General features: G+C 54.4%; 12 protein-coding genes. All 12 read left to right on the forward strand.

Annotation, left to right across the window (positions count from 1 at the left end; genetic code table 11):
• Positions 1–32: 32 nt before the first annotated feature.
• The 12 genes from nifU (at position 33) to WCS52_03950 (ending at position 11947) form a co-directional block, all read left to right on the forward strand.
• Positions 33–887 carry a Fe-S cluster assembly protein NifU gene (gene nifU / locus WCS52_03895; GenBank protein MEI6166314.1) on the forward strand — a complete coding sequence of 285 codons (855 nt, stop codon included), beginning with the start codon at positions 33–35 and terminating at the stop codon, positions 885–887.
• Positions 884–2041, forward strand: coding sequence for a cysteine desulfurase NifS (gene nifS / locus WCS52_03900; GenBank protein ID MEI6166315.1), 1158 nt, complete (start codon positions 884–886; stop codon positions 2039–2041). Before nifU ends, nifS begins: the two co-directional genes overlap by 4 nt.
• A 249-nt stretch (positions 2042–2290) precedes the next feature.
• Positions 2291–3355 (forward strand): PilT/PilU family type 4a pilus ATPase, encoded by a 1065-nt coding sequence (locus WCS52_03905; protein ID MEI6166316.1) that lies wholly within the window; start codon positions 2291–2293, stop codon positions 3353–3355.
• Between the two features lie 19 nt (positions 3356–3374).
• Positions 3375–5030, forward strand: a complete 1656-nt coding sequence (locus tag WCS52_03910) for a secretin and TonB N-terminal domain-containing protein (GenBank protein ID MEI6166317.1) — start codon at positions 3375–3377, stop codon at positions 5028–5030.
• A 28-nt stretch (positions 5031–5058) separates the two neighbouring features.
• Positions 5059–6783: an ATPase, T2SS/T4P/T4SS family gene (locus tag WCS52_03915; protein MEI6166318.1), complete on the forward strand. Its 1725-nt coding sequence runs from the start codon at positions 5059–5061 to the stop codon at positions 6781–6783.
• A gap of 15 nt (positions 6784–6798) precedes the next feature.
• Positions 6799–8031 carry a type II secretion system F family protein gene (locus tag WCS52_03920; protein MEI6166319.1) on the forward strand — a complete coding sequence of 411 codons (1233 nt, stop codon included), beginning with the start codon at positions 6799–6801 and terminating at the stop codon, positions 8029–8031.
• Positions 8032–8170: 139 nt separating this feature from the next.
• The gene (locus WCS52_03925; GenBank protein MEI6166320.1) at positions 8171–8569 is read left to right on the forward strand and encodes a prepilin-type N-terminal cleavage/methylation domain-containing protein; all 399 of its coding nucleotides are present in this window, start codon (positions 8171–8173) and stop codon (positions 8567–8569) included.
• A gap of 83 nt (positions 8570–8652) precedes the next feature.
• Complete coding sequence (locus WCS52_03930) at positions 8653–9057, forward strand: prepilin-type N-terminal cleavage/methylation domain-containing protein (protein ID MEI6166321.1); 405 nt, start codon at positions 8653–8655, stop codon at positions 9055–9057.
• A 33-nt stretch (positions 9058–9090) separates the two neighbouring features.
• Entirely contained in the window at positions 9091–10029 is a 939-nt protein-coding gene (locus tag WCS52_03935; GenBank protein ID MEI6166322.1) for a hypothetical protein, read from the forward strand.
• A gap of 1 nt (position 10030) precedes the next feature.
• Positions 10031–10633, forward strand: a complete 603-nt coding sequence (locus WCS52_03940; protein ID MEI6166323.1) for a hypothetical protein — start codon at positions 10031–10033, stop codon at positions 10631–10633.
• Between the two features lies 1 nt (position 10634).
• The gene (locus WCS52_03945; protein ID MEI6166324.1) at positions 10635–11522 is read left to right on the forward strand and encodes a hypothetical protein; all 888 of its coding nucleotides are present in this window, start codon (positions 10635–10637) and stop codon (positions 11520–11522) included.
• Positions 11523–11527: 5 nt separating this feature from the next.
• A complete protein-coding gene (locus WCS52_03950) occupies positions 11528–11947 on the forward strand; it encodes a hypothetical protein (GenBank protein MEI6166325.1) in 420 nt (139 codons plus the stop codon).
• Positions 11948–11958 lie beyond the last annotated feature (11 nt).

An 11958-nucleotide genomic window follows, 5' to 3' on the forward strand; every position in this document is an offset into this window, starting at 1 on the left:
AATGGGGCCAGGCCCGAAAGGAGTTAATAACGATGTGGGACTATACAGGGAAAGTAATGGATCATTTCCGGAATCCCCGGAATGTCGGCGTGATTGAGAATCCGGATGGGGTCGGCGAAGTGGGCTCATTGGCCTGTGGCGATGCCTTGAAGTTGATGTTCAAGCTGGGGCCGGATGGCCGTATTTCCGATGTTAAATTTCAAACCTTCGGGTGTGCCAGTGCGATTGCCTCCTCCTCCGCCCTGTCAGAGATGATCAAGGGCATGTCTCTCGACGAGGCCGCCAAGGTGACCAATCAGGATATTGCCGATTTTCTGGGCGGGCTGCCGGAACAGAAGATGCACTGTTCCGTGATGGGCCGGGAAGCATTGGAAGCCGCCATTGATAACTACCGGCTGGGAAAGACCGAAAAGAAAATCCTGAGTGGCAAAGTGGTGTGCAACTGCTTCGGGGTCACCGAAGAGGAAATCGTCAGGGTGATCCGGGAAAACGGACTCTCCACCGTGGATCAAGTGACGAACTACACCAAGGCGGGCGGCGGTTGCGGTAAGTGCAAGGGCGATATTGCCAAGCTGGTAGATAAACAGGTTCATGAGCGGTTGGAGGCGGAACGTAAAGCCGGGGCGCAAGCGGCGCCCCGCAAAATGACCGTGATTGAGAAAATACGGTTGATTGAGCAGACCATTGACCGGGAGATACGCCCCTTGTTGAAGCGGGATGGCGGCGATATTGAGTTGATTGATGTTGAAGGGAACCGCGTCAAGGTGGCGCTACGGGGGATGTGTGCCGGGTGTCAGGTATCCTCGTTTACGCTGAAGGATGTGGTGGGGGTCAAACTGAAAGAGTTTGTGTCCAGTGACCTGACGGTGGAAGAGGTACGCGAATGAAGAATGTATACCTTGATAATAACGCGACCACGGCGGTAGCGCCCGAGGTCATCGAGGCGATGGCTCCCTATTTCAAGGACCATTGGGGGAACCCCTCCAGTATGCATTCCTTTGGCGGTCACGTGAAGCAGGCCATTGATGAGGACCGTCAGAAGGTGGCGGCGCTCATTCATGCCGATCCCTCGGAAATTATTTTCACCAGTTGCGGGACCGAGAGTGATAATACCGCCATCCGGGGTGGAGCCGAGGCGGTCGGCAACCACCTGAACATTGTCACCACGCGGGTGGAGCATCCGGCGGTGCTGGGCCCCTGCCGTTATCTGGGGGAGCGCGGGCACCGGGTGTATGAAATCAATGTGGATTCCTCGGGGCAGTTGGACCTGGTCCAACTGGGGGCCGCCCTTCGCGATGGGCCCGCCCTGGTCAGCGTGATGTGGGCGAATAACGAGACGGGTGTGATCTTTCCGGTTCCCGAAATCAGTGTCATGGTGAAAGCCGCAGGCGGGGTATTCCATACCGATGCGGTTCAGGCGGTTGGTAAAATTCCGATTGATGTCAGGAAAACGCCCGTCGATATGCTTTCCCTCTCAGGTCACAAACTCCATGCGCCCAAAGGCATTGGGGTCCTCTATGTGCGAAAAGGGACGCGTGTTCAACCGTTTATGCTGGGGGGGCACCAGGAGGATAACCGGCGCGCAGGGACCGAAAACGTGCCCTACATTGTCGGCCTCGGGTGTGCGGCTGAACTGGCGCAGCGGCATATGGAATCTGAAGCCACGGCAGTGTCGGAACTGCGGGATCGGCTGGAGTCCGGCTTGCTGGCGACGTGTCCTGACTCGCGTGTCAACGGGGATCGCGTTCATCGTTTGCCCAACACGGCCAATATCAGTTTCGAGTATATTGAAGGTGAGTCGATTCTCTACATGATGAGTGATGTGGGCATTGCGGCCTCATCGGGGTCTGCCTGTACGTCCGGGTCCCTCGAACCCTCCCATGTATTGCGGGCGATGGGCGTGCCGTTTACCGCGGTGCATGGTTCCGTCCGGTTCAGTTTGAGCCGCTATACGACGGCCGAGGATGTGGATTATACGGTCAAACAATTGCCGCCCATCATTTCCCGGCTCAGGGAGATTTCGCCGTTTGTGAAAAAATAATCTCTGTTTTCTGGTGTGGAGGGTTTTGCTCTGTCAAAACCTTCTTTGAAAGCTTGATTAGGCGCCGACAGAGCGGCGCCCGCTGCTCATCTTTCCCGTCTTTCCCCGACTCTCTATCAGGGTTTCCCTTATAGCAGAATCAGGTCTCTCCTCCGTTGCTAGTGATAGTGCCCGGTAGTATTACGTTCCTTATCGGAGCGGTGCTAATGGTGCTCAAATTACAACTTGGAAAAACGGAGAGAGGCATGCATGCAACAGCTTGAAGATCTCCTGAAGGAAATGGTCGAACGCAAGGCCTCTGATCTACTTCTTACCGTGGGTACCCCGCCCCAGTTGCGGATCAATGGTCTGCTCACCCCGACGACGGCTGAGGTGTTGGATGCAGGACTCCTAGAACGGCTAGCCTATAAGTTACTCGGGGAAGAACGGTTCGAAGTCTTGCGCCTGAAGCGGAGTTTGGATATGTCCAAGGGCTATGACGAACTTAGCCGGTTCAGGTTCAATTTCTATTATCAGCGCGATTCGATTGCCATGGCCATACGGGTGATCCCCTTTGAGATTCCGCCTTTCGAGGAATTAGGGCTGCCGGAGGTGATCAAGGAGTTCGCCCTTCAACCCCACGGACTCGTGTTGCTCACCGGCCCGGCGGGGAGTGGCAAGTCCACGACCCTGGCGGCCATGCTCGATTATATCAATGCCAACCGGCGGCTGCACATCGTCTGTCTCGAAGATCCCATTGAGTATCTGCACCATCACCACATGAGCGTGGTGGATCAGCGGGAGATCGGGGCGGACGCCCGTACGTTTCCTGAAGCCCTCCACAGTGTATTCCGGCAATCGCCGGATGTGATCATGGTGGGGGAAATGCGCGATCTGGAAACCATGCAGCTTGTGCTAAGTCTGGCTGAGACGGGACACCTCATTCTGGGAACCTTGCATACTCAGGATACAACCCATGTGATCAACCGGATTGTGGATGTGTTTCCTCCCGCCCAGCAGCAGCAGATCTACTCCCAGCTCTCCATGGTCCTGGTCGGGGTGGTGGCTCAACAGCTCCTGATTACATCAGACGGAATGCGCCGGGTGATGGCGTGTGAGGTCATGAATGTCAATCAGGCCATCCGGAGTTTGATCCGGGAGATGCAGGTTCAGCAATTGTATTCGGTCATACAGACCGGCCGGGAGGAGGGGATGGTTACCATGAATGAATCCCTCAAGAATTTGTATGAGAAGGGCCTGATCGACCTTGGAACGGCCATCAACCGTTCCCCGCGGTCAAAAGAATTAGTTCGGATGTTGGGATTGAAACAATAGCTGGGAAGGAGAACGCAACATGAAGACGATTCGGAATGACCGGTGGATGAGTGTCGGAGTGTCGTGGTGGCTGGGGTTGGGCCTGCTGCTTCAGGGCGGAATCACGCTGGGGGCGGTGGAGACGCCCATCCCTCCGATGATCGCACCCTCAGCGGCGTCCGATCTGGTTACCATTAATGTGGACAATGGCCCCATCGCACAGGTTTTGAATGCCTTTTCCCGCCAGACTGGCCGGAGCATTGTGATCGGCGCGGAAGTGACCGGCAACGTCACATTGCGTTTGACCGATAAACGCTGGCAGGATGCGCTGGATGTCATTTTAAAGCCCTATGGATTTGATTATTACATGGTGGGTGACACCATTATCATCTGTGGGAAAGATAAGGTTCCCAAACAGGCAGTCGGGACCAATGGCGTGTGGGCGACGGCACCCGGAGCAACGCAAGGCCCGCCCCCTGAGCCCTTGGTCGTTAAAGCGTTCGCCCTCAAGTATCTGGATGCTTCCGATCTTGAAGACCTGGTGAAAAGTCAGATTTCGCCTGCCGGGCGGATCGGGAAATTAGTGTCGCGAAGCCAGACGTGGCAGGATCAGCAGGTCTTCCAGGGGAATCTCAATACGACCAGCTCTGAGAGCTTGGGACGCCTGAAACGATTGCAGGAAGAGCCCGGACAGGTCAGAGGGAAGATGCTGGTGGTGGTGGATACCCAGAAGATTATCGATCGGATTCAGTCGATTATCACCCTGGTGGACAAGGCACCCAGCCAGGTATTGATTGAAGCCCGGTTTGTAGAGATCCGTGCAGATTTCATGCGGGATGTGGGGGTGGAGTGGGGGACCGGCCTGAATGGCGCCACCGTGCCCGGGGTCAAGACGATCGGGACGTCAGGGGCGGGAAGCGTCTTTGCCGCTGGAGCCCAGCAGATCAGCGGGACGGTGAAACCGGCGGGATTCCAGTCGGGAAGCGGGTTGTCCGCCACGCGACCGTTTGACGGCGGCATGTCATTGGCGTTCCAGAAATTAACGGACCTTCAGCTTGAGGTGATCCTGCACCTCATGGAGGAGGATTCCTCCTATAAAATGTTGTCCTCCCCGCGGGTCTTAACCATGAATAATCAGGATGCGGTGATTATTGTCGGACAGAAATTGCCGATTATTAAATCTGACTCTTCGGGTGGGGTGGGGACCACCACCATTTCGACCTCACTGGAGCGATATGAGGATGTCGGCATTAAACTGAAGGTGATGCCGCAGGTGTGTGAGGATAACAGCATCAATCTGATTGTGCACCCCTCGGTGCGTGAACTGCTGGGGTATCAATCCGGTAAAGTCGGGACCGCATCGGGTGACAATGCCGGTGTGTCCCTTACCGAGTACCCGGTAATCGCTACGCGTGAGGCCGAGACCCATGTGATGATCCGGAGCGGTCAGACGGTGGTTATCGGTGGAATGCTGCGGGACAAAAAGACCACCACGACCATCAAGGTTCCTTTTCTGGGGAGTATCCCCTTGGTGGGGCTCTTATTCCGGCGTGACATGATTGTCACGGAGAAGTTCGAGTTGATGATTTTCCTGACTGCCCGGGTGATGGATCCGAATGATCAAGTGAGCGTCAAGGCGCCTGAAGTATCCCGTTTGATCCCGGAGGAGAAGGTGGCGGCAGATGTGAAGATGTAGGAACGCATCGAACACCGGGAGCATGGATATGGGCGAAACTCAAATCGGCAAAATACTTATCTCAAAAGGGGTGATAACGGAGACACAGTTGTCGCGGGCGATTGGCGCGCAACGTGACTCCGGGAAGATTCTCGGGGAGATGCTGGTTGAATTGGGATATGTGACGCAAGACGATATCGCCCGTGCGCTTTCAGATCAACTGGGCATTTCCTATTTCGAGCTGGATGATGACTTTAAATTGGAGAAAGAGGAAGTCAAGCTGGTGCCGGAAAATGTGGCACGCCGCTACTGTATATTTCCGGTCAAGAATCAGGCGGATCCGACCAAGCAATCCATCACGTTGGTGATGCGGGATCCGCTGGATGTGGAGGCGATTGCCACGGTCCGCTCATTGACCCGGTTGGAGATTCACAAAGCTGTTGGTTCAGAGGAACGCATCCGGGCGGTCATTGACAAGTTCTATCAGGTGGAAGCTTACATTGAACGGGACTTGAAAGATATCGTAGACGTGGAAACGGAGGTGGGCACCGGGGCCGTCGAGGCGGGTGCGGATTCGGATCAATTGCGCGTGCTGGCCAATGATGCCCCTGTTGTCAAATTTGTGAATCTGATGCTGATGCAGGCGGTCCGGGACCGGGCGAGTGATATTCATTTTGAGCCCGGAGAACATTCCGTTTCGGTGCGCATCCGGGTGGATGGCCTGCTCCGGGAGGCGACTCCGCCGCCCAAGGCGCTCTACCGGGCCATTACCACCCGTATCAAGATTCTTTCCAATATGGATATCACAGAGCGACGGCTTCCGCTGGACGGCAGGTTTAAATTCAAGGTCCATGACCGAACCATCGATGTCCGGGTCTCGTCCCTGCCTGAGGCTCACGGCGAGAAACTCGTGTTGCGGATCCTTGACCGGCAGGCCTTGTTGGTTGACATGAAGGATGTCGGGTTTGATGACGTGATGCTTAAACGCTTTCAACGCATCTTGCAGGCCCCGAACGGGATCATTTTGCTTACAGGCCCGACGGGAAGCGGTAAGACGACCACGCTCTATGGCGCCCTTAATTTTCTGAAGGACCCATCCTGGAATATCCAGACGGTTGAAGATCCCATTGAATATCTGATCCCGGGGATCAATCAGATGCAGTGCAAGGCAACCATTGGGCTGGATTTTGCCAATGCGCTGCGCTCGATCCTCCGCCAGGATCCCGACATTATTATGATTGGCGAGATCCGTGATGCGGAAACCGCCCAGATCGCCATGCGGTCTGCCCTCACCGGACATCTGGTCCTGAGTTCCCTGCATACGAATGATGCGACTTCCGCCTTATGGCGTTTGCGTGACATCGGGATCGAGTCTTACTTGATTGCCGCGACGATCAAGCTGGTGATCGGCCAGCGCCTGGTCCGTTTGATCTGTCCGGCCTGTAAGCATGAACAGCACCCGTCCGAAGAGGCTTTGGAATATGCCGTCCGGCAGAACCCGTCGGCCGCCTCCTGGACCTTTTATCATGGAGAAGGCTGTCCAAGATGTTCGAAAACAGGATTCAGGGGACGCTCCGGGATATTTGAATACCTGGAGGTGACGGACAATATCCGGGAGATGATCACCCGGAATGCAGGCGCGGTGGAGTTCCGGAAAAAAGCAATTACGGCGGGAATGGAGCCGATGGCCCTGAATGGCCTCTCAAAAGTCAAGGCCGGCCTGACGACCATTGAGGAAGTGATGAGTGTTTGTGCGGGGGATGACGAGTACTGAGGTGAGGAACGGTTTATGCCCACATATCAATATACGGCTAGGGATGTTTCCGGGAAAATGGTGGCAGGGGAAATCTCCACCTCCACCCGGTTTGAAGCGTTGTCGCAATTGCATGCCCGCGGTTTGGTTGTCATGGAAATCACGGATCATGCGATTCAGGCTGCGGTGACTAATCACAATACCATGTGGACGTCTTTCAAACGCTGGTCACTCAGCTCGATTACCTTGTCTGAAAAATCCGTTTTTTGCCGGCAGCTCTCGATTTCGGTTGGATCCGGTGTTCCCTTGAGGGAAGCGCTTGAGACCATTGCCGAAGACATGGACAACCGGGCCTATCAGGAAGTTCTGTTCCGCATTCTCAAGCGGCTGGATGATGGGCTTCCCTTTTCCCAGGCCATTGTGAATGAATTGAAGGCCTTTGATCCCCTTTTTGTCGCATTGATTAAAACGGCGGAAGAATCCGGCAGTATGACTGAAACACTGGATTACCTGGCGGTGAGTCTGGAAAAAAACGATCGTTTGGCCCGGAAAATAAAGTCGGTCATCGCCTATCCTATATTTGTGGCCTGTTTCTTTGTCATTGTCTCAATGATCATGACCTTGTTTGTGTTGCCCCGGTTCCAGTCGATTTTTAGTTCCACGGGCGGGAATCTACCCCGGTTGACTCAAATAGTATTCATGGTTAACGGGTTCATTATTTCGAACACCGTGTGGATCTTCTCAGGGTTCTTCGTGCTGATGACCGTAGGAGTGATGTATGGCCGGACAGTGGTGGGGCGTTGCCACATTGACCGGTTGATGCTGCGCCTGCCGGTGGTGGGTGACATTATCCGCAAGATTGCGGTGGCCCGGTTCTGCCGGAATCTGGGGATCATGTTGCACGGGGGCGTTCCCGTTGGAACCGCGATCGAGATCGCCTCCGAAGTGCTTGGGAACAAGTCCATGGAAAAAACACTGCGTCAGACCCGGGACCGGATTATGGCAGGTAATGATATTGCCACCAGCCTGGACCGGCAGGTATTCCCCCGGCTGGTGGTCCGGATGGTGGGGGTCGGGGAGTCATCCGGCAAGCTTCCCGAAGTGTTGGTCAAGGTGGCGGATGTGTATGAAGATCAGGCGGAGGGGGCGATCATGATTGCCATGGCGTTGATCGAACCCATCATCATTGTCGTATTTGGCTGCATGATTCTGGTGCTGGTGATGGCGGTGTATCTGCCGGTTTTCACGGCCGCGGGTCATATCCGGTGAGATGAGAGGGTGACATGGAAAATCATATTCTCTTGGAATTCCGAACAAAGGAGGTGGATGGTGAATCCGTAGCGGGGCAGGGACGTGGGATATACCTTATGAAGGGATTAAACGCAACAAACACAATTAGGAGGAAAGCATGAATATCAATAGCAAAGCAGGGTTTACGTTGGTTGAGTTAATGGTGGTGGCCATTATTGTCGCCATTCTGGCCGCAGTGGCCATCCCCTTGATGATGGGGAATAAAGACCGCGCGATGGCTACAGAGGCACAGGCGGGCTTGGGAACGTTGAGGACCGCCATGCAGGTTTACAAGGCCGAGCATGGGGGTTATCCCGTCATTGGCGCGGGCGCTCAAATTCCCGGGTTTACGGGGTTGACGGTAAAAGATGGTGATCTGGATGGCAAATATTACAGGTCAGCTGGATACACCATGACGTCATCCTCCGCCAGTAATTACACCATGCAGGCGCAGGGCTACACAAATAGTCCTCCGACGGTCACATTGGATCAGAGTGGGACCTGGGGCGGTCTTTGATAGCCCGATTTGATATTGAGGCCCGTAGTCCGTAACGGCGTTCCGCCGCGAGGGGAGGCCGGTTACGGGCTGGGGCATAGTGTATGAATACCAAATCCGGATTCACTTTGGTTGAACTGATGGTCGTGGCCATCATCGTAGCCATTCTGATGTCAGTGGCGGTGCCGTTGATGCTTGGAAATAAGAAAAAAGCCATGGCAACGGAAGGTCAGACGGGGTTGGGAGTCGTTCGCAGTGCGCTTCAAGTTTACAAGGTTGAAAACGGCCATTATCCGGATAGTGAGTCAGGCAAAACAATGGATCATGTGACGATCTTGATGGTGAAATCGGGCGACCTGGATGGCACCTATTTTAAAACAGATGGATATCGGCTGACAACGGTCACGATGAGTAATTTTAATTTGACCGCGACGGGATATACCAATGATGCCGCGGGAGGGACGGTGACACTGGATAGTGATGGCCATTGGGGTGGAACGATGCTTTGAAATCAATAATGGGTATCGGGTGAGGAGGGTTCTGTGATCAGTTGGTCCACAACAGATATTGCGGGAATTGAGTTCGGCGATACTCACATTACTGCGGCGCGGTTGCATCAAAGGAAGGCAGGGTCTTACCTGATCACCCATGCCGGGTGGGTGGATTACGATCCCGCTGGTTCGCTCAGGGAGAAAGCGGAAGCAATCAAGGCCTTGTGGAGGCATTCCAAAATGCCTACCCGGACCGTGTGTGCGGCGTTACGCAGCGGATCGTTGGCGGTCCGCCCCTTCAGTGTTCCCGCCATGAGTGGCAGTGAATTAAGTGCCGTTTTGGGGTTAAAGGCCGAAGAAGCCTTGCAACTACCCCGACAGGATCTGGTGGTGGAGTGGCATCTCAATGGGGGCCCGGATCTGATCAAGATGGGAGCCCTGATGACCGGCATCTTCGCGGCCGCGCCGTTGAAAGATATTGAGGCGGAATTGGAATGGCTGCGTGCGGCTGATTTAGACCCGGTTATTCTCGACATCCGGGCACTGGCGATCGCGAATCTGCGTGCCGCCTTTAACGGGACGGATGCGGAGGATTACCCCCTGTGTCTGGTCAATATTTCGCCCCACTCCGCGGACATCATCCTGCAGCATGCGCCTGGGGTGATCTATCCCCATACCGTTTACTGCCGCGCGTCCACGTGGGATGAGTCTCCGGGATTTCTCGTCGAAAATATCCGGGATGTGATGCGTTACGGGGAATACAAGCTCGGTTGGCATTCGTCTGGCCGAGTGGTGATGGCTGGCCAGATATCCAAAGGGTCGCGGTTGCCAGAGGAAATCCATGAACGACTGGAGCAGGAGGTCCAGGTTTGGGAGCCCTGGGAAGAGTGTCTGGAAACAAGCCGAGCCGTTGATAAAGTCTTATCTCGGCAGGGGATCAGTAATGGGATCCTGTTACCGGCGCTCGGGTTGGCATTAAGGAGAAAATAAAATGATTCATTACCAACTCAATATGGCTTGGGGGTATGTCATGCCTCTGGAGTTGCGCCGGAAATGGTTGCATTGGGTGGCGCTGTATCTGCTGCTGATGGCCCTTGCGATCGCACTGACGCTAAACCAGGTATTCAAGCGAGCCTTATATTGGAAGTCTCAACAGACCTTGGTGGCGGCGCAGGAACAAAAAATACTGGTGAACCACCCGGGATTTCGAACCATCGGTGACTATGAGAAGATGTTGGGTCAGGAGTATTCCGCTTGCGTTCGGGATATGGAGGCCATTTTAAAATTCGGGCAGGCTCAAGGACGAATTGCCTCCATCTTGATATCGCTGATAGACCCCTTGCCTTCCGGACTATCATTAGGCTCGGTTTGTTATGATGGGGATTCGAAGAAAATCACCTTTGACGTGATCATGCCGCTATCATTGAAACAGGATGCAAAAATCACGCCTCCTAAGCTTATCACATTGTGGGAAAAGCAACCCCTGATATCAAAAAACCTGTCGCAGGTTGAAATGGAAAATAGTGAACGAGTCCGACTGGGTGGGCAGGAGGCGATGAGCTGGCGTTTTTCCGCTGTTATGGGAGGACCATAACATGAGAAAAGGAAAAATCAGGTTGTTTCGTGTGGAACTGGCTACCTGTCTATTGGTTCCTCTGATTGTCCTGCTTGCGGTTGTCATATGTGGTTATGGTTATGTCACACATGAAAAGAAGGCCGTCATGCGGCCAGCCGCTTTGCTTGAGGAGGTGCCGCAACTGGAATCTCGTTTGTCCATGGCTCAAAAAGCCCTCAGTAATTTCCGCATGAATAATGGCGGAAAAGAAAACGGGGAGTGGTCGCATCGTGTCAGTCAGGCGGCTTCGGTCAAGGGGGTTGCGGTGAAATCAATTAATGTGGAGAAAATTGTCCCCCAGATAGCGGTCTCGTGCAATGACTACAGGGTTCAGGTGTGCGGGGAAGGGCGCATGGCTGCGGTCGTGGGGTGGCTGGATGAATTGGACCAGCCTGCACGTTGTTTCCGGGTGGCGTCATTGAAAATGCGACCTCTAAAATTGGGTCCATCTCAGGTCTATGAGTTGGAGACGGTGATCAATGCGAGGGCGATTGCTATGCTTTCCTCGCCAGGTGAGGAGTGGCCAGGCCAGATCGGGCCAGCTTTGGAAAAGCTAAATACATTGATATTGGCCGTCAATCAACTGGCTAAAACAAAATGGCCGGAACTGGATACGCGCACCCTGGATGAGCGGGAGCGAGCGGCTAAAGAAGAGAGGCCTTCAAGCACTCCTTTGGCCGCCTTCTCCCTGAAACTCAACGGTATCGCGAAAGACGGGCACAAGTCACTAGCCCTGACAGACCGGGGGGTGTTTGAGGAGGGAGACACCTTGGATGGGACCCGAATTCTGAAGGTAGCGACGGATCATATCGTAGTAGTGGATGGGGAAGGCCGTCAGACCATTGTGCGACTTTATGAGAGTGAATAACGAATATGAATGGATGCTCCCGATATCAGGTATTGCGTCTGGCAGGCTCGCCACGTGATGGATTGACATCGGTCGAAATCCTGATGGCGTTGCTAGTGCTTGCCATTCTGGCAATTGCGGGGGCGGCGCTGATTAGCCTTGGTCAGGTTGAGACGGTGACACAGAAATACAAACGCGCCGCAATTGAGATGGCAAATATGCGGATGGAACAGGTGGTGAGAGGGTGGGCTTATCCGAGTGTGGCTGGGTTGGTAGGGTCCCCTCAGACAACCAATGTTGTGCTGAATCATATCGCCGGATTCGGGATGACGACCACCGTAGTCAATGCGGGTTCCGGCGGGGATAATTGTCTGAAGGTCACCGTCTCTGTCGCCTATCAGAACAACGGGAGCGCGGTGACACTCGAGACGTACCGCTCTAAATGATGAAGATGAGG

This window comes from bacterium (assembly GCA_037128595.1).
Classification (GTDB): Bacteria; Verrucomicrobiota; Kiritimatiellia; order CAIKKV01; family CAITUY01; genus JAABPW01.